Source organism: Actinoplanes sp. NPDC051859 (assembly GCF_044452725.1).
Lineage (GTDB): Bacteria > Actinomycetota > Actinomycetes > Mycobacteriales > Micromonosporaceae > Actinoplanes.
The window spans coordinates 161,331-186,109 of the sequence record NZ_JBITBX010000010.1; the positions used below are offsets into that span (position 1 = coordinate 161,331).

A 24,779-nucleotide genomic window follows, 5' to 3' on the forward strand; every position below is an offset into this window, starting at 1 on the left:
CGCCACCGAGGCCGACGGATCTACGGAGAGGGCAGACAGACATGAGCAGGGTGGTCCGAGCCGCTCTCGTCCAGACCACGTGGACGGGCGACAAGGAATCGATGATCAAGGCGCACGAGGACTACGCTCGTCAAGCCGCCGCGCAGGGTGCGAAGGTGATCTGCTTCCAGGAGCTGTTCTACGGCCCCTACTTCTGTCAGGTCCAGGACGCCGCCTACTACGAGTACGCGGAGTCCATCCCCGGCCCCATCACCGAGCGCTTCCAGGCCCTCGCGGCCGAGCTGGGCATGGTCATGGTCCTGCCGATGTACGAGCAGGAGCAGCCCGGCGTCCTCTACAACACCGCCGCCGTGCTCGACGCCGACGGCTCGTACCTCGGCAAGTACCGCAAGCACCACATCCCGCAGGTGAACGGCTTCTGGGAGAAGTTCTACTTCCGGCCCGGCAACCTCGGCTTCCCGGTGTTCGACACGGCGGTCGGCAAGGTCGGCGTCTACATCTGCTACGACCGGCACTTCCCGGAGGGCTGGCGGGCGCTCGGCCTCAACGGCGCCGAGATCGTCTTCAACCCGTCGGCGACCAGCCGCGGCCTCTCCTCGTACCTGTGGCAGCTCGAGCAGCCCGCCAGTGCGGTCGCCAACGAATACTTCGTCGGCGCGATCAACCGGGTCGGCGTCGAGTCGCTCGGCGACAACGACTTCTACGGCCAGTCCTACTTCGTGGACCCGGAGGGCAAGTTCGTCGGCGAGGTCGGCGACACCCACAAGCCCGAGCTGATCGTCCGCGACCTCGACATGGACCTGCTCAAGACGGTCCGCGACCGCTGGCAGTTCTACCGGGACCGCCGCCCGGACGCGTACGACGGGTTGGTGCAACCGTGAGCATCCTGATCAAGGGCGGGACGGTCGTCGGGCCGACCGGCGCCGTCGCCGCGGACGTGCTGGTGGACGGCGAGACGATCGCCGCGATCTACGCGCCCGGACGAGGGCCGGCCGAGGGCACCGAGATCATCGACGCCACCGGCAAGTACGTGATCCCGGGCGCGGTCGACGCGCACACCCACATGGAGTTGCCGTTCGGCGGCACCCACGCCAGCGACACGTTCGACACCGGCACCAAGGCTGCGGCGATCGGCGGCACCACCACGATCGTCGACTTCGCGGTGCAGAAGTACGGCGAGGTGGTCCAGGACGGGCTCGCGGCGTGGCACGGCAAGGCCGGCGGCAACTGCCACATCGACTATGCGTTCCACATGATCCTGGGCGGCGTCGACGACGAGTCGCTCAAAGCCATGGACTACCTGGTCGCGAACGAGGGCATCAGCAGCTTCAAGCTGTTCATGGCGTACCCGGGGGTGTTCTACTCCGACGACGGCCAGATCCTGCGGGCCATGCAGAAGGCCCGGGACAACGGCGCCATGATCATGATGCATGCGGAGAACGGCCCGGCTATCGACGTACTCGTCAAGCAGGCTCTGGAGCGCGGCGAGACCGACCCGATCAACCACGGCCTGACCCGGCCGCAGGAGCTGGAAGCGGAAGCGACCAGCCGGGCCATCTGGCTCGCGTCGGTGGCCGCCGACTGCCCGCTCTACATCGTGCACCTCAGCGCATCGAAGGCGCTCGAGCAGGTCCGCAACGCCCGCGACCTGGGCCGCAACGTGTTCGCCGAGACCTGCCCGCAGTACCTCTATCTGACGTTGGAGGACCAGCTCGGCGCGCCGGGCTTCGAGGGCGCCAAGTGGGTGTGCTCGACGCCGCTGCGCAGCAAGCACGAGACGCACCGGGCCGACCTGTGGCAGGGACTGCGGACCAACGACCTGTCCGTGGTCTCGACCGACCACTGCCCGTTCTGCTTCAAGGACCAGAAGGAACTGGGCCGGGGCGACTTCTCCAAGATCCCGAACGGGATCGGCAGCGTCGAGCACCGCGTCGACCTGCTCTACCAAGGCGTGGTCGACGGCAAGCTGTCGCTCGCCCGGTGGGTGGAGACGATCGCGACCACTCCGGCCCGGATGTTCGGCCTCTACCCGAAGAAGGGCGTCATCGCGCCCGGGTCGGACGCCGACATCGTGCTCTACGACCCGAACGGGCGGACCCGGATCAGCGCCGAGACGCACCACATGAACATGGACCACTCTGCCTGGGAGGGCTGGGAGATCGCCGGCAAGGTGGACACCGTCCTGTCCCGCGGCGAGGTGATCAGCTCCGGCGGCGAATACACCGGCCGCGCCGGCCGCGGCAAGTACGTCCCCCGCGGCCTGTCCGACTATCTGCTGTAGGAGAACCACCGTGCAAGAGATCAGGCATTGGCTCGACGGTACGGCCGTCGAAGGCACGAGCGGCCGACAGCTGCCCGTGTGGAACCCGGCGACGGGCGAACAGCAGGCGTACGTGGTGGCCGCGACCGCGGAGGAGACCGCCCGCGCGATCGCCTCGGCCAAGAAGGCATTCCCGGGCTGGCGGGCAGCGTCGCTGTCCCGCCGCGCGGAAGTCATGTTCCGCTTCCGCGAACTGGTCGACGCCAACCGCAAGGAAATCGCGTCCCTGATCAGCGCCGAACACGGTAAGACCGTGGCCGACGCGGCGGGCGAGCTGGCCCGCGGCATCGAGAACATCGAGTTCGCCGCGGGCGCGCCGCACCTGCTCAAAGGCGGCTACAGCGAGCAGGCTTCCTCCGGAGTGGATGTCTACTCGATCCGCCAGCCGCTCGGCGTCGTCGCCGGCATCACGCCGTTCAACTTCCCGGCCATGGTGCCGCTGTGGATGTTGTGCAACGCGCTGGTCTGCGGCAACACGTTCGTGCTCAAGCCCAGCGAGAAAGACCCGTCGGTCTCGCTGCTGCTGGCCGACCTGCTGCGCCAGGCCGGGCTGCCGGACGGCGCGTTCAACGTGGTGCAGGGCGACCGGGAGGCCGTCGAGACGCTGATCGACCACCCGGACGTGCAGGCGCTGTCCTTCGTCGGCTCGACCCCGGTGGCGCAGGCCGTCTACGAGCGCGGCACCAAGCTGGGCAAGCGGGTGCAGGCACTCGGCGGCGCCAAGAACCACATGGTGGTGCTGCCGGACGCGGACATCGGCTCGGCCGCCGACGCCGCGGTCAGCGCCGGGTACGGCTCCGCAGGCGAACGCTGCATGGCAGTGTCCGTCGTTGTCGCCGTCGGCGCCAGCGCGGACCCGCTCGTCGAGGCCATCAAGGAACGGGTCGGCCGGATCGCGGTCGGCCCGGCCACCGACCCGTCCGCCGAGATGGGTCCGCTGATCAGCCGCGAACACCGCGACAAGGTCGCCGGCTACCTCGCCGACCCCGGCACCGCGGAGATCGTCGTCGACGGCCGCGACGCCCCGGTCTGCGACGAACCCGGCTTCTTCCTCGGCGCCTCGCTGGTGGACAGGGTGCCGACCGACTCGCCGCTCTACACCGACGAGATCTTCGGCCCGGTGCTCGCGGTGGTCCGGGTCGACACCTACGAACAGGCCCTGGACCTGGTCAACACCAACGAATACGGCAACGGTACGGCCATCTTCACCCGCGACGGCGGCGCAGCCCGGCAGTTCCAGTACGACGTGCTGTGCGGCATGGTCGGCGTCAACGTGCCGGTGCCGGTGCCGGTCGCCTACTACAGCTTCGGCGGCTGGAAGTCGTCCCTCTTCGGCGACCTGCACATGTACGGCCCCGAAGGCCTGCAGTTCTACACCCGCGCCAAGGTCGTCACCTCCCGCTGGCCCGACCCGGCCACGTCCGAGGTCGACCTCGGCTTCCCGAAAGTACGGTGAGGCAACAGATGGACATCGGTGTCGTCCTGCAATGCGACCCACCCAGCGGCGAGCTGGTGTCGCTGGCGAAGCGGGCCGAGGAACTCGGTTTCAGCCACGTGTGGACGTTCGACTCGCACGTGCTGTGGCAGGAGCCGTTCGTCATCTACAGCCAGATCCTCGCCCAGACATCCCGGGTGATCGTCGGCCCGATGGTCACCAACCCGGGCACCCGGGACTGGACCGTCATCGCCTCCCAGTTCGCCACCCTCAACGAGATGTACGGCAACCGCACCATCTGCGGCATCGGCCGTGGCGACTCCGCCCTGCGCGTCCTCGGCCTCACCCCGAACACCCTCGGCCAGCTCCGCGAAAGCGTCGGCGTGATCCGCGGGCTGGCCAGCGGGGAAACCGTGACCCTGCGCGATCGGGAGCTGCGGTTCACCTGGGCCGAGAACAGCAAGCTGGACGTGTGGGTGGCCGCGTACGGTCCCAAGGCCTTAGCCCTCACCGGCGAGGTGGGTGACGGCTTCATCCTGCAGCTCGCCGACCCGGACATCGCGGCTTGGATGATCAAAGCGGTCCGGACCGCCGCCGAGAAGGCGGGCCGCGACCCGGCCGCGATCAAGTTCTGCGTGGCAGCGCCCGCCTACGTCGGCGACGACCTCGCCCACCAGCGCGACCAGACCCGCTGGTTCGGCGGCATGGTCGGCAACCACGTCGCCGACATCGTCGCCCGCTACGGCGCGGACGGCGCGGTGCCTGAGGTCCTGACCGACTACATCAAGGGCCGGCAAGGCTACGACTACGCCGAACACGGCCGAGCCGGCAATTCCCACGCCACCTTCGTGCCCGACGAGGTGGTGGACCGCTTCTGCATCCTCGGCCCGGTCGAGAACCACCTGGCCCGGCTCGAAGAGCTGCGTGCGCTGGGCGTGGACCAGTTCGCCCTCTACCTGCAACACGACGACAAGAAAAACACGCTGGAAGCGTACGGAAAGAGCATTGTTCCGGCGTTGAGCTGACGCAGCTACATCGAGACGAGCCGGGCAGCGAGGGCGACCGCGGTGATGTCGCCCTCGCGCAGCCGGACGGCGGCGTCCGGCTCCCCCAGACTGACCAAACGCTCGGCCGCAGTGTTGATCAGGCCCTCGTTGCCGCTGCTCAGTAGCTTGCGGGCCACGTTGGCCTGAATCGGGGTCAGCTCCGCATACGCGCACTTGTCCAGCGCCGTGACCGTCTCCACGTCGAGCGTGCCGGACAACGCCCGCTCGGTGACGATGCGCAGCAGCCACGACGGCCACCAGCTGTACTTGCCGATCAGGTGGCCGGACCGGACCGCTTCCTCGGGACTCTGCCCGCCGTCGAGCAGGCGCAGCGTCATCGGAATGTCAAACCGCTCCAGCCGCAGCGCGGTGACGAAAAGCTTGCGCAACTTCACCGAACCGATTAACGGTTCAGCTCCGGCCGCCGCCTCCCCGTAATCGCCACGCAGGGCAGCCAGAATGATCGCCGCCTCGTCGGTGGAAATAGCTCCGCCGGTGGACTTGCCCTCGATCCGGTCCAGGGTGCGGCCCAGTCGCTCGACAGCGTCCTGGGCCTGCTCCTGGCGTTCCTCGCTGGTCGGCCGCTCCAGATAGCGAATCACCGTGTCCGCGGCGATCTCCACCTCACGGCGCAGCAAGGGTGCCTTGATGAGCGGATTGATCAGGTCGCTGAACCCCTCCACCAGGTACGCCCGGTCGAAACGGTCCGACTGTTCCAGGAACTGCGACCACCACGCCGCCCGGTGCACCTCCACACCTTCCAGCGTGGCGGAAACCGCGTCGGTCCGTGAGCAAAACGCCGGGAGTCACCCCGCCGGTCTCGCCCTTTCAGGGAATCCGGCTGAGTTTCGCCAGACTGTCGACGGCGGCTTCGGATTTCGCGCTGAGGAAGTCCAGCGACAGGCCGGAGTGCCCGTACCGGTCCGGCAGGCCGATCTCCGCACCGAGCGCGTTTTCGGTGAGGTCGCCACCGGCGATCGTGGCGTACTCCTCGCCGTTGGTCCACAGCGCGGTGGTCAGCCCCCCGGTCAGCTTGACGGCGGCCCGGTTGGTGCCCTGGGCGTTGTGCAACACATGCAGCAGCTCGTGCATGAGCTCGATCCGCAGCGGGGAAAAGAAGGCGAACTTGCCTTCGCCGAAGGACAGGCTACCCAGCAGGATCCGCTCGTGTGCCCGGTCCACCGACAGGTACTTCTTGAACAGCTGCGAGCCAGCCTCCGTGCTGTCGATTTCACCGTCCAACCAGACCGGGGCGCCGAGGTAGCTGCGCGATCCGGCGCCCCGGGTCGAGGCGGGGATGTCCCCGGTGAGCGGAGCGGCCGGCTTCGCGTACTGGCTGTCGGAGCCGTCCGGGCCGTACGCGAGCAGGCTCGACGGGTTGAGTTTGTGCCGCAGGTCGATGATGATCGCCGCCTTCGGGCTGGCGGCCAGCCCGGCGAGCAACCGGCGGCCGTCCGCGCCGCGGGTGGTGACGGCGAGGCAGAGCAGCACCATCTGATGGATGACGCCCAGGTAGTCGGCCGTGCCGGGCTGATTCTCGCCGGTGTCGACGGTGATCCGGCCGGCCACCGTGGCGAAGTCCGCCTTGGCCTTGAGCAGCTCCGCCGACTCGGCGGGCACTCCCGGCAACCCACCCGCCAGCACCGGCGCAACCTTCGCCGCCACGCTGCGGTACGCCTTGTACAACACCATCGCCTGCTGGCGGACGTCGGCGCTGCGGTCCTCCTGCTTGATCAGCGGCTCCGTCCACGCGTACTTCGACAGCGTGAGCGCGTTACGGGCCGCCACCACGAACTCCAGCGACCGCAGCGCGTCGAGCAGGTCGTCGAGTGTCTTGACCTTTGTCAGGCGGTCGCGCAGTTCCTCGTCGGCTGGCAGCCGCGCTTCCTTGCGCAGTTCTGCCTCGGTCACCGGCAGCGTCTTGAGAATGTCCTGGGCCAGCTTCGTGTACACGTGTCCCTCCCCGGTCGCCCTGCAATCCGCCTCGACGGTAGCGAGGAAATGAAGAGGGTCGATGAAGCCGGTCGCATATGAGACACCCGGCCGACCCAGGGCTGGGCCGGCCGGGTGCCGCTCAACTGGTCAGTCTTCCGGCGGATACAGGACAACGGTCGCCGAGCCGCTCTGCGGCGGGGTGCCGGTGTCGGTGTATTCGGCGACGAATACCGCGCTGAGGTTGTCGGCGCCGGCGTGGCCGCCGTCGACGAAGGTGGTGATGGAGCCGGTGCAGCCGGACGCCGTGGAGAGCGGGTGTCCGTGCTGGTCGTGGCCGAGGATGTAGGTGACGGTGACGCGGGAGCAGTCGACCGGCTGGTCGTCGACGACGGTGACCTGGAACGGGACCGTGTCGCCGAACTCGAACGGCTGGCCGTCGGTCGGCAGCACGAACGTGACCTGTGGGGCGGCCGTGCCGACCGGGAGCAGCACCTCGGCGGCGGCCCAGCGGCCCGTCGGGTCGGTGACCTTGAGGGTGGGCCGGTAGTTGCCGTTGGCCGCGAAGGTGTGCACGGCGTTCGGCTGACGGGAGTCGACCACGCCGTCGGCGTCGAAGTCCCAGGCGTAGCGCAGGGTGTCGCCATCCGGGTCGATGGTGCCCGCACTGGAGAAGGTCACCGTGAGTGGCGCCTCGCCGCTGGCGGGGGTTGCCGTCACCTTGGGCTGCGGGCTGCGGTTGCCGCGGACGTAGTCGATCCGGGCGAGTTGTGCTTCCGGGTTCTCGGAGAAGTAGCCGTCGCCGTACTCGAGGACGTAGAGAGCGCCGTCCGGGCCGAACTCCAGGTCCATCGGGTTGTCGAAGATGATCGACGGCAGGACGGGCTCGATGCCGGTGACCTGGTTCCCGGCGCCCAGGGTGAGGCCTTTGACGTAGTCGCGGGTCCACTCGAAGAAAAGGGGCTTGCCGTCGTAGTAGTCGGGCCACTTGGTCGCTGACGTGTTGGCTTCGCGGTAGTCGTACGCCGGGCCGCCCATCGGACCGATGCCGCCGACGCCGAGCTCGGGGAATTCGGGGCTGAGGCCGTACCCATAGATGATCTCGGTTTTTTCGACCGGGGGGAGCTCGCGCTTGCCGGTGTTGTGGGGTGAGTCGTTCACCGGGGCTGCGCAGTTGAACGGCGCGCCGGAGGCCTGGGTGGCGAAGTCGTAGTCGACGTAGGGCTTGTCCGGGGCGACGCAGTAGGGCCAGCCGTAGTTGGCGGGCTTGTCGATGGCCGCCCAGCGGCCCTGGCCGGACGGTCCGCGGGCGGGGTTCGGCAGCTGGGCGTCCGGCGAGTAGTCGCCGACGTAGATGACGCCGGTGCCTTTGTCGACGGCGAACCGGAACGGGTTGCGCAGGCCCATCGCGTAGATCTCCGGGCGGGTGTACGCGGTCCCCGGCGTGAACAGGTTGCCCGACGGGATTCGGTAGGTGCCGTTGCTGTTCACCTTGATCCGCAGGATCTTGCCGCGCAGGTCGTTGGTGTTGCCCGCGGTGCGTTGCGCGTCGAAGGCCGGGTTGCGGTTGGGGCGCTCGTCCAGCGGTGCGTAACCGTCCGAGGCGAACGGGTTGGTGTCGTCGCCGGTGGACAGATAGAGGTTGCCGGCCGCGTCGAAGTCGATTTTGCCGCCGACGTGGCAGCACATGCCGCGGTCGGTGGGCACGTCGAGGATCCGCTGTTCGCTGCCCAGGGCGAGGGTGTTGCCGGTCAGCTTGAAGCGGGACAGCCGCATGACGCCTTTGAACTTCGCGAAGTCGGCGGCGGTGCCGGTCTCCGGCGCGTCGCCTTCGTTCACGGTGGGCGTCGACGGGTCGTCGGTGGGGGTGTTCAGCTTGGGCGAGTAGTAGACGTAGACCCACTTGTTGGCGGCGAAGTTCGCGTCGACCGCGATGCCCTGCACGCCCTCCTCGTCGTGCTGATAGACCGCAATGGTGGCGGCGAGGACATTGCGGCCGCTCTTCGGGTCGTTGATCCGGACCTCGCCCTTGCGGGCGGTGTGCAGGACCCGCTGGTCCGGCAGGACGGCGAGCGCGATGGGCTCGCCCGGGAAGTCGTTGAGGGTGACCTTCTGGAACTGCGAGTCGGGCGGCGGTGCCGCGACCTCGGGGGCGGCCGGGGCCGCGGTGGCCGGCACGGTCAGCGCGGTGACAACGAGCGCGAGCGCGGGTACGGCGGCGAGCGGACGCTTCATCGGCACTCCTTTCTAGAACCGCAGGTTTGCGAGGTAGTCGTAGCCGACTTCCGCGGTAACCAGCGCGTCCGCGGGGGTGCGCGGCGGGCTGCCCGCGTCGTCCCGCTCGACGATGTATTCCACGAGCCCGGCCTCCCGGGAGCGCTCGAAGATGCGCGCGAAGTCGATCAGTCCAGCGCCCGGGTCGGCGAACGTGCCGGTGTGCGAGAGGTCCTTGACGTGCACCTGCTTGATCCGGCCGCGGTTCTCGCCGATCAGGTCGACCGGGTCGCGGGCGCCGCGGAAGGCCCAGAACAGGTCCACTTCGAGGTGGACCAGCCCCGGGTCCGTTTCGCGGGTCAGGATGTCGTAACCGGTCCGGGTGCCGCCGTCCTGCCGGGCGAACTCGTTCTGGTGGTTGTGGTAGCCGAAGCTGAGGCCGTACTCGTCGGCGAGCGCGCCGGCCTTGTTGAGGTCACGGGCGAAGGCTTGGTACACGGCACCGTCGCGGATCGGCGAGCCGTCGGCGCGGCCACCGAAGTACGGGTGCACGATGTACTTGTTGCCGACGACGAGGGCGTCTTCGAGGGTCTTACGCCACGAGGCCTCGTCGAACGGTTGCGGAATGCCGGCGTGTCCCGAGGTGGCGTGCAGGCCGGCCCGGTTCAGTGCGGCCCGGAACTCGGCGGCCGTCCGTCCGACGAAGCCGGCATGCTCGACCCGGGTGTAGCCGATGTCGGCAAGCTCGGCCAGGCTGCCGTCCAGGTCGATGGCGAGCTGATTGCGCAGCGTGTAGAGCTGCACGCTGATCCGGTCCAGCGGGACCCGCGACGGACGGGCGCCGCTTGCGACGGCGGCGGCGGGTGCGCCGGAGAGTGCGGTGGTGCCGAGGACTGCCGCGCCCGCGGCGGCGGCGCCCAGTAGGTGGCGGCGGCTGACGGTGGACTCGTTCTGCATCGCTGGCACTGCCTCCCGGTCGATGGTGCGGGATCGACATGCATCGAGATTCTTCGCAGACAGATAACCACAGGTTTCGATTCTGTGGACAAAAGAATCTTCGAAAGATGCAAAAGTTTCGACCGGGTAATGCGCAAGTCCCCGTCAACCGGGGCATTCGGTGGGCCTCAGCCCGCGGCGACCACAGGTTGCTGAACCGGCGCCGCGGCCGGGCCCGCCGTCCGACGCTGGGCCACCAGCAGCTCCGCCAGCTTCGCCGCCGGCATCGGGCGCGCGAGGTGATAACCCTGGCCGTACTCGTAACCGAGTGCCCGCAGCTGCTCCGCCTGCTCCTCGTTCTCGATGCCCTCGGCCACCGACTCCAACCGCAGCGCACCCGCCAGCTGGATCACCGCCCGGGCCACGGCCTGCCGGGCGTCCCGACACACCACGTCCACTTCCTCGAACTCGAGACCGTCCACGAACGACTTGTCGAGCTTCACGATCGCCGCCGGGAAGGCTCGCAGCAGACTCAGCGACGACTCCCCCGTACCGAAATCGTCCAGCGCGAGGCGGACGCCCGCCCGGTCCAGATCGTGCAGTGCGCGCGAAACCTGGTTGCCGCGCAGCACGGCCGACTCGGTCAGTTCCAAGACCAGGTGGTCCGAGGTCAGACCGGTGTCCCGCAGCGCGGCCAGGACGTCACCCACGAAGTCCGGGTCGTGCAACTGCCGGGCCGACACGTTGACGGCCACGTGCTGCGGCGCGTCCGGGCCGAACTCGGTCAACCAGGCGGCCGTCTGCCGGCAGGCCTCGCGCAACACGAACCGGCCGAGATCCATGATCAGACCGGTCCGCTCGGCAGCCGGGATGAACTCGATCGGCGGCACCATGCCGCGCTCCGGGTGGTTCCAGCGCACCAGCGCCTCGTTGCCCACCAGCTTGCCCGTGCGCAGGTCCATGATCGGCTGGTAGTACACCTCGAACTCGCCCTGCGACAACCCCTTGCGCAACTCGCCACCGAGGCGCATGTGCGCCGTCACCGGCTGCGCCATTCCGGGCAGATAGCGCACGTACGCCGCCTTGCCGCGCTGCTTGGCCGCGTACATGGCGACGTCGGCTTCGCGCAACACGGTATCGACCGAGGCACCCGGCGTCGCCGTCGCGATGCCGATGCTCGCCTGCACGAGCAGCCGGTGATCGCTGATCGGCTCGGTCAGCGCATCCAGGATCCGCTGCGCCACCGTCTCGCCCACCACCTTGCCGCCGATCAGCAGCACGGCGAACTCGTCCCCACCGATCCGTACGGGCAGGCCATCCGTGCCCGCCTGCGCGCGCAGCATGTCGGCCAGCGACACCAGCAAGTGATCGCCGACGTCGTGCCCCAGCGAGTCGTTGACCGTCTTGAAGTCGTCGAGGTCCACGAGCAGCACGGTGACGACCTCACCCGTGCCGAGAGCGTCGTGCAACTGGTCGCGGAACCGGGCCCGGTTGCTGAGCCCGGTCAGACCGTCGTGGCTGACCTCGTGCTGCAACCGCTCCTCGTGCGCCCGAATGTTGCTCAACAACCGGGAGTTGTCCCGGAACGCCAGGAACTGCCGGACGATCACCAGCACGCTGACCACCACCGCCGCGCCCAACGCGAGCCGGTCGGTCCAGCGCAGATCACCCAACGCGACCGCGATCAGCGGCAGGTCAACCGCGGCGACCGCCAGGTACGGCAGCAGGTAGGAGGAACGCCGCGAGGTCCGGCGGCGGCCGAGTGCCGCATTCCACTGCGCCCGTACGGCGAGGACCAGCAGCAGCGGGCCGAGCGGGAGCACGATGGCCTGCGAGGGCGGGCCGCCCGCGTCGCCGAGCCGGGTGGCGAGCACGGCCACCCCGGTGGCGGTCAGGCCGATCGCCGCGACCAGGCGCATCGCCGTCCGGTCCACCGGACCCCGGCTGAGGTACGCCACCTTCGTCATGCCGGCGATCGACATCAGGAACGCCATGCCGATCGTGGCGAGTGTCTGCACGCTCCACCGCTCGGCAGCAGTGATCATCGGCGCGAGGCCGAAGTGCCACAGCGGGGTGGCGCACCCGAGGAAGGCGATGATGCGGTCCAGGTTCATCCGGCGCCGTTCGCCGCTGCCCGTGATGTCGACCGGCACCCGGCCGACCGCCCACATCGCCGCGGCAAAACCCAGCGCCACGCAGATCGCAGCCGTGATCGTCATGTCCGGCGGGTCGTCGCCCACCGACTCGAAGAACGCGTTGTGCGCCATGATCGAGAAACCGATAGCCATGAAACCGGCACCGATGATCAACGACCGACAGAACCGCCGAGTGTACGGATCGTCGCGCACCACCCGCCACAGCCGGCACAGGGCGATGATCGCCACCATCCCGCCCAGCGGCACGGCGACATAACCCAGGGCGACCGGCCCCAGCCCGGTGGTCCGCCACACCGCGAACCAGGCCCAGCTGGCCAGCACGAGTCCGGTGACGATCCACACATAGCGCAGGGGTGCGCGCCCGTCCTCGGCCATGCCGCCCCGATCGGCCACCCACCGCAGGGCGTTAGGAATTCTCCGGCCGCGCTACCGGCCGCCAACCAAGGCGCCGGTATCCAGCACGAAAGCAAACGGCGCACCGGCGGCGAGGGCTCCCCCACCGGTCACCACCTGATCCTCGACATAGTGCGCGCCGTCGAGGCGATACATCCGGATCGTGACGCCGCTGTCGGTCTCCGGCTCCACGAGCAGGTAGGTCCCGATGCCGGCGGCAGCGTAGAGCTGCATCTTGACCAGCCGGTCTGCGGCGGCATTGCCCGGTGAGACGATCTCGGCGACCAGAGCCACCTCGGCACACTCGACGACGACACCCTCGTCGTCGGTGTCCGCCACGACGATGTCTGGAATGACGATCCGGCCCGTGCCCAGCCGCACGTTGACCGCTTCGTACACGATCAGATCCGCCTCAGCGGCCGGCTCATCGAGGGCGTTCGCAATGCGACGCGACAGACTCTGATGCCGTTTGCTCGGCGCCGGGCTCACCAGCAAGCTCCCGTCGAGAAGTTCGATCCGGTCGGCAGTCTCCCCGAGGGCCAGGTAGTCCTCCTCAGTCCAGGGACCAACATGCTCAAGCAGAGCAACGCTCACGGCTACCCCCCCTCACACAAGTCACCGTGACTTTACCGGTGTCCGGGCACCCGGGTGGGATCGGCCGAAAGGCAGAGGGGGGCCGGGCAGACCCCGTCGCTGGTCAGATGTGCCGCCGGTGCCGGTTTCGCGATGCTGACCGGGCAGTGCTGCCGAGCTAGCAGGGGGAACATCGTGACGTCCGGGCCGTACTCATCCGATACCGCGCCGCTGGCGCAGACCGACGTGCTGGTGCTCGACTACCTGGCGGCCTTGTGGGCCGCGAGTGAGGAGCTGGAGCCGGATCTGCGGGACGAGCTCATGACCACCGTGGCGGACTACATCGCGTTGCGGCGCAGTGTCGGGCAGGGCGACGACCCTATGCAGGTGCTCCGGCTGCTGGGAGCCCCGGAGTCGCTGGTCGGGGCGGCGCGGCGCGGGCGGATGCCGGCTCATCTGCGGCGCCCGGCGACCATGACCGCCGCTCCTGCCGCGGCGGCGCCCGCACCGTCGGCGGCGGGTGAGTACACCGGGCTCGCGCTGCTGGCGGGTGGCAGTGTGCTGATGCCGGTGGTGGCCCCGCTGGCCGGGATGTTGCTGATCTCCGGTTCGCCGCGGTGGAGCCCGGCGCAGAAGACGGCAGCGTGGGTGCTGGCCGCGGGACCGGCGCTGTTGGGCTTCGCCATCTTCGTGCTGGGAGTCATGTTCAGCGGCGGCATGGAGGGCATCGTGATCGCCTACCTGCTGTCCATCGCGGGGGCGTTTGTCGCCGCCATGTCCTTGCTGCCCGGCCTGACCGCCCGACGCACCTACTCACAGGGCTAGCGGGTCGGCCAGCAGAGCATCGAAGGCCAGTTCAGCCGCGCCGATCAGGGGTGCGTCCGTGCCGAGGGCGCCCGCCCGCAGGTGGAGGTGCTCGCGGGACGCCGGCAGGGCCATCGTGTCGAGGCGGCGCCGTACGGTGTCGGCGCCGGCTGCGTACAGGTCGCGCAGCGTGCCACCGAAGACCACCAGGTCGGGGTTGAAGACGTTGACCAGGTTGGCGACGCCGAACCCCAGCCAGTCTGCGACGGCGGCCAAGGCCTCGCGGGCGGTCGCGTCGCCCTTGTCGGCGGCCCGCAGCACCACGAGCGGGTCGGTGTCCGGCGCTGCTCCCGCACGTCGAAGCAGCGCCTCGGTGCCCGCCTCGGTCTGCCAGCAGCCGCGGGATCCACAGCCACAGCGCCGGCCGTCCGGGTCCACCACCATGTGACCGACCTTGCCGCTGCGCCCGCCGTGCCCGGCGACGAGCCGACCGCCGGTCACGATGCCGGCGCTCAAGCCCAGATCGCCGTGCAGATAGATGAGGTCGTGGACTCCGGTGGCGACACCGCGGGCGTGCTCGGCCAGCGCGGCGAAGTCGGCGAGGTCGCCCGCCACGAAGCCGGCACCGGCGGCGCCCAGGGCAGTGTCGAGCGCCGCGGCGAGGGTCTCCTCCGGACCGGCCACCCGACTGATCCCGTCGCTGCCCGCCACGGTGTCCGCGACCGCGACAGCACCCCCGGCACAACGGGTGTCGGTGTCGGCAGCACGGTCCATCGCGCGCACCAGATCAGCCAGCACGGGTACGGCGTCCAGCGGCCCCGAACCGCACGGTCGGGGCGCCTCGCGCAGGTCGAGGATGCGTCCGCCGAGTCCGATCCGGCCCGCGCGCAGCCGTTTCGGTTCGATGCTCAGCGCCGTTGCGTAGATCCGCGCCGAGCAGGGGCTCACCACCAGCGAGGGTCGCCCGGCCCGTCCGGTGGCGGCCGGTGCTTCCTCGGCGACCAGGCCGGCGGCGGAAAGGTCGGCGGCCAACGCCCCGATGGTGCTGCGGTTGAGCCCCAGCCTGCTGGTCAGTTCGGCGCGAGAGGTCGGCCCGTGCAGATGCACATAGCGCAGCACAGCGCCGAGATTCTGCCGCCGAATCTCTTCCTGCCCGGCCGCAGGCGACGACGGCCCAGCCGCAGGAGATGACAGGCCGGCCGCAGGAGATGACAGGCCGGCCGCAGGAGATGACAGGCCGGCCGCAGGAGATGACAGCCCGGCCGCAGGCGACGACGGGCCGGCGGCAGCGGGAGGTGACGGGTCAGTGGCGGGCGTAGGGGGCGAAGCCTGCGCGGGGATTGCCGTTCCGGGGCGACGCAGACCGCGCGGCAGGGGCACAGCCACGGGATCAGCTCCTTCGGCGACAGCGGGGTGCACGGCAAAGGGTCCCCGGAGACGGACTCCGGGGACCCCAAGGGCCGTCGTGCGTGACTTGCGCAGCGAACCTTACTTGGTGAGCGGCGCGAGCTTCGGGTCGTTGGCGTACGCCTCGGCCGCGTTGGCCTTGGTGACGGCGACCGGCGGCAGCAGGAAGGTCGGGACGATCTTGTTGCCGTTGTTGTACGACTTGGTGTCGTTGATCTGCGGCTCGGTGCCGGCCTGGAGCGACTTGACCATGGTGATGGTCTCCTTCACCAGGTTCCGGGTGTCCTTGTTGATCGTCATGTACTGCTCGCCCTTCATGATCGACTTGATCGACTCCACCTCGGAGTCCTGACCAGTGACGACCGGGACGGCCTTGCCGGCGCTCTTGATGGACTGGATGATCGCGCGGCCCAGGGTGTCGTTCGGCGACAGGACGCCGTCGAGCTCCTTGCTGCCGTACGTCGAGGTCAGCAGCTGGTCCATGCGGGCCTGCGCACCCTCGGCCTTCCAGCCCTGGATGGCAGTCTGCTTGACGTCGGTCTGACCCGAGCCGACGACGACCTCGCCCTTGTCGATCGCGGGCTTGAGCACGTCCATCGCGCCGTTGAAGAAGACACCGGCGTTGTTGTCGTCCGGCGAGCCGGAGAACAGCTCGATGGTCCACGGGCCCTTCGGCTTCTTGGCCTTCATGCCGTCCAGCAGGGCCTGGCCCTGGAGCTGGCCGACCTTGAAGTTGTCGAACGCGACGTAGTAGTCGAGGTCCGGCGTGTTCAGGATCAGGCGGTCGTAGGCGACGACCTTCGCGCCAGCCTTGTGCGCCGCGGCGACCTGGGTCGACAGCTGCGCGGCGTCGGTCGCGCCGATGACGATGACCTTGGCGCCCTTGGTCACCATGGCGGTGATCTGCGCCTGCTGGTCGGCGACCGTGGTGGAGGCGCCGGCGTACTGCACGTCCGCCTGGAAGCCAGCTTCCTTCAGGCCGCTGGTGAACAGGTCACCGGCGAGTACCCAGTTCTCCGAGGTCTTCGCGGGCAGCGCCACGCCGATCAGGGAGTTGGCGGCGAAGCCCTTGGCGGCAGCGCCACCGGTGGAGGTGTCGCCTTCGCGGCCGGAGCCACAGGCGGTGAGGGCCAACATGGCGACGGCACCGACGGCCACCGACTTGCCGAAGAAGTTGCGCATGGGGAGGTGTTGCCTTTCTCTTCGTGGTGTTGCGGAGTGTGCGAGGAAGGTCGGTGAACCGTCAGCCGGCCACCGTCGTCTTGGCGGGCGGGTTGCCCGCGTCCGACGATGCCGGTGCGGCGGGTGCCTCCCGGCTGAACGGCTTCGAGATGGTGCCGATGATCGAGAAACGACCCTGGCTCTTGTTGAGGACGTCCAGGGCGACGGCGAGCAGCAGGACCAGTCCCTTGATGATCTGGACGCGGTCGGTGCCGACGCCGAGCAATTGCAGGCCGTTGTTGAGGACAGCCATGACCAGACCGCCGACGATGGAGCCGGAGATCGTGCCGATACCGCCGGCGACCGCCGCTCCGCCGATGAAGACGGCCGCGATGGCGTCCAGCTCCCAGCTCAGACCGTCCTGCGGGCCGGAGGCGGCCGAGCGGGCCACGAAGATCATGCCGGCCAGGGCAGCCAGGACGGACATGTTCATCATGACGAAGAAGTTGACCCGCTTGAGCTTCACGCCGGACAGCTCGGCGGCGCGGGCATTGCCGCCGACCGCGTAGATGTGCCGGCCACCCGCGGTGTTGCGGGTGTAGAAGCCGTAGGCGAGGACCAGCACCACGAGGATGAGGCCCGAGACCGGGAAGCTGGTGCCGACCCGGCCGCCCGCGAAGCGCAGCGTCACGAAGATCAGGACCCCGACCATGATGGCCATCCGGATGACCGACACCCACATCGGCGTCGGCTCCGCGTTCATTTCCTTACGGGTACGCCGACCCTGGAACTCCCGCCACACGACGGCGACGCACGCGGCGAGGCCGAGCAGCAGAGTCAGGTTGTTGTAGCCGGTGTTCGGGCCGATCTCGGGCAGGAACCCGCCGCCGATGATCTGGAAGCCCTCCGGCACCGGGATCGTGGCAGCGTTACCGACGAACTGGTTGGCGCCGCGGAACAGCAGCATGCCGGCCAGCGTGACGATGAACGCCGGAACACCGACGTACGCCACCCAGAAGCCGTGCCACGCACCGATCAGCGCACCGATGCCGAGGCCGAAGAGGATGGCGACCGGCCAGGGCAGCGACCAGTCCGCCATCGACTTGGCGACCAGGATGCCGACGAACGCGGCGACCGAGCCGACCGAGAGGTCGATGTGGCCGGCCACGATCACCATCAGCATGCCGACTGCCAGGATGAGGATGTAGGAGTTCTGCTGGAAGAGCGCGATCAGGTTGTCCGACCGCAGGGTCAGACCGTCGCCGAACTTCCACGCGGTGAGGCCCTGGAACAGCAGGACGATCGCCACCAGCGTGAAGATCATCCCGAACTGGCGGGCGTTGGAGGTCGTGCCTCCGAACAGGTTCTTCTGAAGGTCCTTGAATCGGCTCATCGGGTCTGCTTCTTCGTCGAGGTCATCTGCTTCATGAGGGTCTCCGGATCCGCATCCGCACGGGCGATCTCGCCCGTGATCTGGCCTTCGAACACGGTGTAGATGCGGTCGCAGAGCCCGATCAGTTCGGGCAGCTCCGAGGAGATGACGATGACGCCCTTACCCTGGGTGGCGAGCCGCTGGATGATGCCGTAAATCTCGTACTTCGCGCCCACGTCGATGCCGCGGGTGGGCTCGTCGAGGATCAGCAGGTCCGGGTCGGTGAACATCCACTTCGCCAGGACGACCTTCTGCTGGTTGCCGCCGGAGAGCTTGGCGACGCCCTCGTCGACCGTGGGTGCCTTGGTGCGCAGGTCCTTGCGGTAGGCCTCGGCGGCCTGGTACTCGGCGACCTCGTCCAGCACGCCGTGCTTGGAGATCTTGGAAAGTTTGGCCGCCACCGTGGAGGTCTTGATGTCGTCGAGCAGGTTGAGGCCGATCGCCTTGCGGTCCTCGCTGACGTAGGCGAGGCCGTGCGCGATGGCGTCGGACACCGTCTTGAGCTGGATCGGCTTGCCGTCCTTGATGATCTGTCCACCGAGGAAGACGCCGTACGAGCGGCCGAAGATGCTCATCGCCAGCTCGGTGCGCCCGGCGCCCATCAGCCCGGCGAAGCCGACGATCTCGCCCCGGCGGACGTGGAACGCCGAGTTCTTGCAGACCAGCCGGTCGGCGGAGATGGGGTGCCGGACGGTCCAGTTGCGGACCTCGAAGAAGGTCTCACCGATCTTCGGGGTGTGCTCCGGGAACCGGCTGCTCAGCTCGCGGCCGACCATGCCGCGCACGATCCGGTCCTCGTCGACGCCGTCGCGGGCGATGTTCAGCGTCTCAACCGACTTGCCGTCCCGGAGGATGGTGATCTCGTCGGAGATCGCCTCGATCTCGTTGAGCTTGTGCGAGATCATGATCGAGGTGACGCCGCGCTCACGGAAACCGCGCAGCAGGTCGAGCAGGTGCTGCGAGTCGGTCTCGTTCAGCGCCGCGGTGGGCTCGTCGAGGATGAGCAGCTTGACGTCCTTGGCGAACGCCTTGGCGATCTCGACGAGCTGCTGCTTGCCGACGCCGATGTCCTTGACCAGGGTGTCCGGGTCTTCGCTGAGGCCGACCCGGGCCATCAGTTCGAGCGCCCGCTTCTGGGCGGCCTTCCAGTCGATCACGCCGTTCCGACGCGGCTCGTTGCCGAGGAAGATGTTCTCGGTGATCGACATGTGCGGGATGAGCGCGAGCTCTTGGTGGATGATCACGATCCCCGCCTGCTCGCTCTGGCGGATGTTGGCGAACCGCGCGGGGGCGCCTTGGTAAACGATGTCACCCGCGTACGTGCCGTACGGGTAGACGCCGCTGAGCACCTTCATCAGGGTGGATTTGCCGGCACCGTTCTCACCACAGATCGCGTGGATCTCGCCGGCGCGGACCACCAGGTTCACGTCGGAGAGCGCCTTGACGCCGGGGAACTCCTTGGTGATGGAACGCATCTCCAGCAGGATGGGGGCGGGAGTTGTCATCGCACGCACCACCTCGCGAACGTCATGGATGCCTCCGGTGTGGTCGAGGTCATTCCGCTTTTGTTGTCGTCGGCAACCTATTCCGATGCGAAGACGGTTCGCAAGCCACGAGATCCGCGCTTAGGTAACAATCCTGTAATGAAAGAGCGGGCTGCCGGATCGGCAACCCGCTCTTGTTCGGGATAAATCGTCAGCCGACGCTGACCGGTACCCGGTCGGATGGCTGGTCAAGCGTCTTTCGGAGGTTTTCGCCCTCGATGTCGACGTTCGGGAGCAGCCGGTTCAGCCAACCCGGGAGCCACCACGCAGAGCGACCAAGTAGGGAGATCACCGCCGGAACCAGGGTCATCCGGACGACAAACGCGTCGATCGCGACCCCGACAGCGAGCGCGAAGCCCATCGACTTGATCACCGGGTCGTCCAGCAGAACAAATCCCGCGAACACCGAAATCATGATCAACGCGGCGGCGGTGACCACCCGGGCGCCATGGCCCAGGCCGCTGATTGTGGCCTCCTGAGCGGTCTCGCCGTGCACGAAGTCCTCGCGCATCCGCGACACCAGGAAGACCTCGTAGTCCATCGCCAGGCCGAACAGGATGCCGATGAGCAGGATCGGCAGGAAGCTGATCAGCGGTCCGGGCACCGAGAGACCGACCAGGTTCGCCAGGTGGCCCTCCTGGAACACCCACACGGTGATGCCGAAGGTGGCGCCCACAGTGAGCAGGAAACCGAGTGCGGCCTTGAGCGGCACCAGGATCGAGCGGAACACCAGCATCAGCAGCAGCACCGACAGGCCCACCACCAGCAGCAGATAGACCGGCAGGGCGTCGGAGAGCTTCTCGGACACGTCGATGCCGATCGCGGTCTGCCCGGTCAGCGAGACGTCCGCGCCGCCGAGGCCGTGCGTCCGGTCCCGGACCTCGTGCACCAGGTCCTCGGTGGCCTTCTCGGTCGGGCCGGTCGTCGGGATGATCGCCAACAGTGCCGTCTTGCCGTCCCGGCTCAGGTTCGGCGCAGTCACCGCCAGCAGGTTCGGCGTCCCTTGCAGAGCCTTTGTCACCTCGCCGACCGCGGCCTTGGTCTGCTCAGGAGACTCGGTGGCGACCACCAGGGCGAGACGGCCGTTGAAGCCCTTACCGAAACCCTCGGTGGTCAGGTCGGCGGCGGCCCGGGCGGGAGTGCCCTCCGCGGCCGCGCTCGCGTCTGGCAACGCGACACGCATGTCGGCGGCGGGCAGCGCCAGCGCGCCCAGGCCGAGGATTCCGACGAGCAGCACGGGTACGCGCCACTTCGTCACCAGCCGCGCCCAGCGGAACCCGAAGCCCTCCTTCGTGGACGCCGCGGTGGCATTGCCGCGCAGCTTGCGGGGCAGCACCCGGGCACCGGCGAAGCCGAGCAGCGCCGGCAGCAACGTGATGGCTACGAGCACCGCCACTGCGACCGTACCCGCGGCGGCCAGACCCATGACGGTCAGGAACGGGATGTCCACGACGGCCAGTCCGGCCAGAGCGATCACGACGGTGATGCCCGCGAACACCACAGCGGAGCCCGCGGTGCCGACCGCGCGGCCGGCGGCCTCTTCCGGCTCGATGCCCTCGGTCAGGTGCTGACGGTGCCGCGACGTGATGAACAGCGAGTAGTCGATACCCACGGCCAGGCCCAGCATGAGGGCGAGGACCGGGGCGGTGCTGGTGAGCGAGACGACGCTGCTGAGCGCGTACAGGCCGGCCATGCCAGCGCCGACACCGATCAGCGCGTTGAGCATGGTCATGCCGGCGGCCACCAGCGAGCCGAACGTCACCACCAGGACCACCAGGGCGATCAGGACACCGATGCCTTCGGTGCCACCCACCTCCGGCTCCGCGTTCATCACCTCGCCGCCGTGCTCGACCCGCAGACCCGCCGCCTCGGCGCTCGCGCCACTGGCCTCGTACGCGTCGCGCTGGTCCGGGGTGACCCCGTCAGCCCGCTCGGCGAACTGGACCTGGATCAGCGCGTGCCGCCCGTCCTGGGACAACGCCTTAACCTGGTAGGGATCCACGGCGCCGAGCACACCCGGCAGTGCCGATGCCTCTTTGACCAGGCCCTGCACCGCCTGCTGCAGTTGCGGGTCAGTCAGGGTGCGGCCCTGGGGAGCGGCCACCACGATGGTGCCGGTGGCGCCGCTGGCCTCCGGGAACTCCGTGCGCAGCGAGTCGATCGCCCGCTGCGACTCGGTGCCCGGCATCGTGAAGTCGCTGGCGGTGGCGCCCTTGAAGGCGAACGCCGCGCCACCGAGGGCGATCAGCAGGACGAGCCACAGCAGGACGACCAGTCTGCGGCGACGGAACGAGACCCGGCCGAGCCGGTACAGCAGAGTTGCCATGTCAGTCCTTGGGGTGAGGGTGGATCAGGGCACGGCGGGCTACCCCCACGAGGGCAGTCCGCAGCTCGGTGGGGTCTTTTTCTTCGTCGATGACGACCGTGACGATGCCGGAGAGCACCACCTCGGCGGCGATGCAGGCGGCCGGGTCGTCGGTGCCGCCGGCGAAGGCGGCGCAGAGCGCGTCGGTGTGCGGCAGGAGGTCGGCGAACGCCGGCTCCTGCAGAAACTGCGGGATGCCGCCGTAGATCAGCGCGGCCTCGCGCCGGTGCCGCAGCACGAGCTCGACGAAGCCGTCGATGGCGGCGGCCTGTGCGGCGGCGGCGTCCAGCGCTGCGAGTTGGGCGACCAACTCGCCCAGCTCGCGGGCGGCGGGCGCCACCAGCTCGGCGAGGATCGCGTCCTTGCTGGCGAAGTGGTAGAGCAGCGTGGCTTTCGAACACCCCACGCCGGCGGCGATGTCCTGCAGGGAGGTGCCCTTGTAGCCGAAGTGGGAGAACCGCTCGGCGGCGACGCGGAGAACCTCGTCGCGGGTGCTGATGCGAGCCATGTCCCCCAGCATGCCTGACCGATCGGTCAGAAGCTGGCCGATCGGTCAGGAAAGTGGGCTGGATTACACGGGGTCGACTGCCAGGTACCCGGGCTGGGGCGGTTTACCCGCCTTTATCGGCGCTATGCCGGCCTCAAAGGAGCAGCCGACCGGCACCGGCTCGGTGTCAGCCCGCTGAGAGCCGCCCGGTCAGCCGACCGGTACGGGCTCCTCAGCGTCAGCGCGCCGGGGCGCCGGGATGTGCAGCGCCGCGGCAGGCTCGGCGCGGCGGCGTAGGCGCGGGGCGATCACCAGGCCCGCCGCGATCACCGCGATTCCTGCCACCGCGTCCAGCACCCAGTGATTGGCCGTGCCGACCACCACCACCGCGGTGATCGCGGCATAGAGGCCGCCGATGACCCGCGGCAGCACGCCCGGCAGCACCCAGGCGACCCAGAACGCCCAGCCGACGTGCAGGGACGGCATCGCGGCCAGCTCATTGGTGAAGTGGCCCAGCCCAGCGGGGGCCGAGGCGTGGCTCGACCACCAGCCCAGGTCGGCGGTGCTGGCGAGAGTGTCGACGAAGCCCGCAGGCATGAGCCGGGGCGGTGCGGTCGGCAGCAGCACGTAGCAGATCAGGCCGAGCGCGGAGCCGATGACGAGGCCGTTGCGCGCGGTCGGATAGCGGTCCCGGTGGCGCAGGAAGAGCCACACCAGCACCAGTGGCGTCACGAGGTAGTGCAGAGCGGCGTACCAGAAGGACATGGCGGCTGCCGCCCACGGCGTGCCGGTCGCGACCCGATTGAAGGTGTCCTCGACGTCAAGGTGCAGGAGGCGTTCCAGGCCGAGCAGCGCATCCGCGGTGGCCCGCGCCGAGCCGAGATCCGGATCGGCCAGCATGCGCGCCCCGCTGTACGCGGCGAATGCCGCCAGCAGCAGAACGATTTCCCGTAGACCTCGTCGTGACACCGGTGACCTCCCCGTCGGTGAACCGAGGGGAAGCCTGACGTAACGGGTATCCGAACGGAATCCGACGGGTGGCCGAATGGGATCTTGCCCACCCTCCGCCTTTCGGCCGATGCCCAGGGGCGGAGGGTGCGCGAGCGACTCGGAGCGCTGCCCAAATCGGAGCGGTGCGCCTTACTCGGAACGCTGCCCGGAAGCGGCGGAAGCCGCGGAAGCCGCGGAGGCAGCGGCGGTCGCACGGCTGCGCTCGAACGGGTCGCCGTATTCGCGGACCGCGGCCCGGGCGTACGCCTGCTGGAAGGTCGCCACCCGCTCGGAGCGGCCCCGGCCGAGGAAGCTGACGAACCAGTGCAGCACGGCCGTGATCCGGTTCTTGAAGCCCACGAGGTAGAGCAGGTGGACGGCGAGCCACATGAGCCAGCCGATGAAGCCGGACACGTGAATCTTGCCGATGCTGGCGACCGCGTGGAACCGGGAGATGGTCGCCATGCTGCCCTTGTCGAAGTACTTGAAGTGCTGACCGGTCTCCTTGCCGGCGAGCCGCTTCTTGATCTGTCCGGCGGCGTGCCGGCCGCTCTGGATGGCGACCTGGGCCACGCCGGGCAGGTTGTCGAGGGCCATCATGTCGCCCACCGCGAAGATCTCCGGGTGGCCCGGCAGCGTGCAGTCCGGCTGCACCTTGATCCGGCCGGCTCGGTCGGTCTCGACCCCGGCGGCCGCGGCGAGCTTGCGGGCCAGCGGCGGCGCGGCCACCCCGGCCGCCCACATCTTGGTCATCGACGCGATGCGCTCCCGGCCGCGCGGGGTGTCCACGTCGATGCCGGTGGCGTCCACCCCGACGACCTTGGTTTCCAGCTCGACCTCCACGCCGAGCAGGTGCAGCTGGCGCAGCGCCCGGGTGGACAGCCGGTCGCCGAAGGTCTTCAGCACCGCATCGACCGCGTCGATCAGGATGACCCGGGCCTCGCGCGGATCGATGTGCTTGTACTGTCCGGGCAGGTTGCGGTGGGCCAGTTCGGCGATCTGCCCGGCCATCTCGACGCCGGTGGGGCCGGCACCGACGACGACGAACGTCATCCAGCGCTCGCGCTCGTCGGGATCGGTGTGCAGGTCGGCCAGCTCGAAGGCGCCGAAGATCCGGGCGCGCAGCTCGAGGGCGTCGTCGATGCTCTTCATGCCGGGCGCGTGGTCGGCGAACTGGTCGTTGCCGAAGTACGACTGGGAGGCGCCCGCGCCGACGATCAGCGTGTCGTAGTCGACGGTGTAGTCGATGCCGGGCGCGGCGACGAACACCTTCTTCGCCTTGACGTCGACGTCGGTGACCCAGCCCAGCTTGACGTCGACGTTCTCCTGGCGCTTCAGGATCTCGCGAATCGGTGGGGCGATCTCGCCCTCGGACAGGATGCCGGTCGCCACCTGGTAGAGCAGTGGCTGGAAGAGGTGATAGGCCGTGCCGTTGATCAGCGTGACGTCGACGTCGGAACGGCTCAGTGCCTTGGCGGCGAAGAGCCCGCCGAATCCGGCCCCGACGATCACCACGCGGTGCCGGTGAGCGGTGCGTTGTGCCATGGGGTCCTCCGGTGGTCGTTGTCGTTCCCCGCGTACCGT

At 68.9% G+C, this 24,779-nt stretch carries 19 protein-coding genes; 5 read left to right on the forward strand and 14 right to left on the reverse strand.

The window, feature by feature from the left end; translation table 11 throughout:
• Positions 1–41: 41 nt before the first annotated feature.
• Genes ACIA1L_RS24730 through ACIA1L_RS24745 form a run of 4 tightly spaced genes read left to right on the forward strand, consistent with a single transcriptional unit; the run spans position 42 to position 4,780 of the window.
• Positions 42–881: a nitrilase-related carbon-nitrogen hydrolase gene (locus ACIA1L_RS24730; RefSeq protein ID WP_396075269.1), complete on the forward strand. Its 840-nt coding sequence runs from the start codon at positions 42–44 to the stop codon at positions 879–881.
• Positions 878–2,281 carry a dihydropyrimidinase gene (gene hydA / locus ACIA1L_RS24735; protein WP_396075270.1) on the forward strand — a complete coding sequence of 468 codons (1,404 nt, stop codon included), beginning with the start codon at positions 878–880 and terminating at the stop codon, positions 2,279–2,281. The genes ACIA1L_RS24730 and hydA overlap by 4 nt, the downstream gene beginning before the upstream one ends.
• Positions 2,282–2,291: 10 nt before the next feature.
• Entirely contained in the window at positions 2,292–3,776 is a 1,485-nt protein-coding gene (locus tag ACIA1L_RS24740; protein ID WP_396075271.1) for a CoA-acylating methylmalonate-semialdehyde dehydrogenase, read from the forward strand.
• A gap of 8 nt (positions 3,777–3,784) precedes the next feature.
• Complete coding sequence (locus ACIA1L_RS24745; protein WP_396075272.1) at positions 3,785–4,780, forward strand: TIGR03842 family LLM class F420-dependent oxidoreductase; 996 nt, start codon at positions 3,785–3,787, stop codon at positions 4,778–4,780.
• A gap of 5 nt (positions 4,781–4,785) precedes the next feature.
• Here the strand turns inward: ACIA1L_RS24745 and ACIA1L_RS24750 are convergent, their stop codons facing one another.
• The 6 genes from ACIA1L_RS24750 to ACIA1L_RS24775 form a co-directional block, all read right to left on the reverse strand.
• Positions 4,786–5,556 carry a hypothetical protein gene (locus ACIA1L_RS24750; protein ID WP_396075273.1) on the reverse strand — a complete coding sequence of 257 codons (771 nt, stop codon included), beginning with the start codon at positions 5,554–5,556 and terminating at the stop codon, positions 4,786–4,788.
• A 73-nt stretch (positions 5,557–5,629) separates the two neighbouring features.
• A complete protein-coding gene (locus ACIA1L_RS24755) occupies positions 5,630–6,754 on the reverse strand; it encodes a hypothetical protein (protein WP_396075274.1) in 1,125 nt (374 codons plus the stop codon).
• Positions 6,755–6,883: 129 nt separating this feature from the next.
• Complete coding sequence (locus tag ACIA1L_RS24760; RefSeq protein ID WP_396075275.1) at positions 6,884–8,968, reverse strand: PQQ-dependent sugar dehydrogenase; 2,085 nt, start codon at positions 8,966–8,968, stop codon at positions 6,884–6,886.
• Between the two features lie 12 nt (positions 8,969–8,980).
• On the reverse strand, positions 8,981–9,904 hold the full coding sequence (locus ACIA1L_RS24765) for a sugar phosphate isomerase/epimerase family protein (protein ID WP_396075276.1): 924 nt from the start codon (positions 9,902–9,904) through the stop codon (positions 8,981–8,983).
• A 167-nt stretch (positions 9,905–10,071) separates the two neighbouring features.
• Positions 10,072–12,432, reverse strand: coding sequence for a putative bifunctional diguanylate cyclase/phosphodiesterase (locus ACIA1L_RS24770; RefSeq protein ID WP_396075277.1), 2,361 nt, complete (start codon positions 12,430–12,432; stop codon positions 10,072–10,074).
• Positions 12,433–12,465: 33 nt separating this feature from the next.
• A complete protein-coding gene (locus ACIA1L_RS24775; protein ID WP_396075278.1) occupies positions 12,466–13,026 on the reverse strand; it encodes a Uma2 family endonuclease in 561 nt (186 codons plus the stop codon).
• A 174-nt stretch (positions 13,027–13,200) separates the two neighbouring features.
• Here ACIA1L_RS24775 and ACIA1L_RS24780 point away from each other — a divergent pair, with 174 nt between their 5' ends.
• Positions 13,201–13,830, forward strand: coding sequence for a hypothetical protein (locus tag ACIA1L_RS24780; protein ID WP_396075279.1), 630 nt, complete (start codon positions 13,201–13,203; stop codon positions 13,828–13,830).
• Here ACIA1L_RS24780 and ACIA1L_RS24785 read toward each other — a convergent pair.
• From ACIA1L_RS24785 to ACIA1L_RS24820, 8 genes are all read right to left on the reverse strand, one after another.
• Positions 13,819–15,003, reverse strand: a complete 1,185-nt coding sequence (locus ACIA1L_RS24785; protein ID WP_396075400.1) for an ROK family protein — start codon at positions 15,001–15,003, stop codon at positions 13,819–13,821. The two genes, ACIA1L_RS24780 and ACIA1L_RS24785, sit on opposite strands and share 12 nt — an antisense overlap.
• Before the next feature lie 294 nt (positions 15,004–15,297).
• Positions 15,298–16,398, reverse strand: a complete 1,101-nt coding sequence (locus ACIA1L_RS24790) for a substrate-binding domain-containing protein (protein ID WP_396075280.1) — start codon at positions 16,396–16,398, stop codon at positions 15,298–15,300.
• Between the two features lie 61 nt (positions 16,399–16,459).
• Complete coding sequence (mmsB, locus tag ACIA1L_RS24795; RefSeq protein ID WP_396075281.1) at positions 16,460–17,770, reverse strand: multiple monosaccharide ABC transporter permease; 1,311 nt, start codon at positions 17,768–17,770, stop codon at positions 16,460–16,462.
• Positions 17,767–19,314 carry a multiple monosaccharide ABC transporter ATP-binding protein gene (mmsA, locus tag ACIA1L_RS24800; RefSeq protein WP_396075282.1) on the reverse strand — a complete coding sequence of 516 codons (1,548 nt, stop codon included), beginning with the start codon at positions 19,312–19,314 and terminating at the stop codon, positions 17,767–17,769. Before mmsA ends, mmsB begins: the two co-directional genes overlap by 4 nt.
• Before the next feature lie 190 nt (positions 19,315–19,504).
• Complete coding sequence (locus tag ACIA1L_RS24805; RefSeq protein ID WP_396075283.1) at positions 19,505–21,679, reverse strand: MMPL family transporter; 2,175 nt, start codon at positions 21,677–21,679, stop codon at positions 19,505–19,507.
• 1 nt (position 21,680) lies between these two features.
• Positions 21,681–22,226 (reverse strand): TetR/AcrR family transcriptional regulator, encoded by a 546-nt coding sequence (locus tag ACIA1L_RS24810; protein ID WP_396075284.1) that lies wholly within the window; start codon positions 22,224–22,226, stop codon positions 21,681–21,683.
• A gap of 189 nt (positions 22,227–22,415) precedes the next feature.
• Positions 22,416–23,174: a phosphatase PAP2 family protein gene (locus ACIA1L_RS24815; RefSeq protein ID WP_396075285.1), complete on the reverse strand. Its 759-nt coding sequence runs from the start codon at positions 23,172–23,174 to the stop codon at positions 22,416–22,418.
• 171 nt (positions 23,175–23,345) lie between these two features.
• A complete protein-coding gene (locus tag ACIA1L_RS24820; protein ID WP_396075286.1) occupies positions 23,346–24,740 on the reverse strand; it encodes an NAD(P)/FAD-dependent oxidoreductase in 1,395 nt (464 codons plus the stop codon).
• Positions 24,741–24,779: the final 39 nt, after the last annotated feature.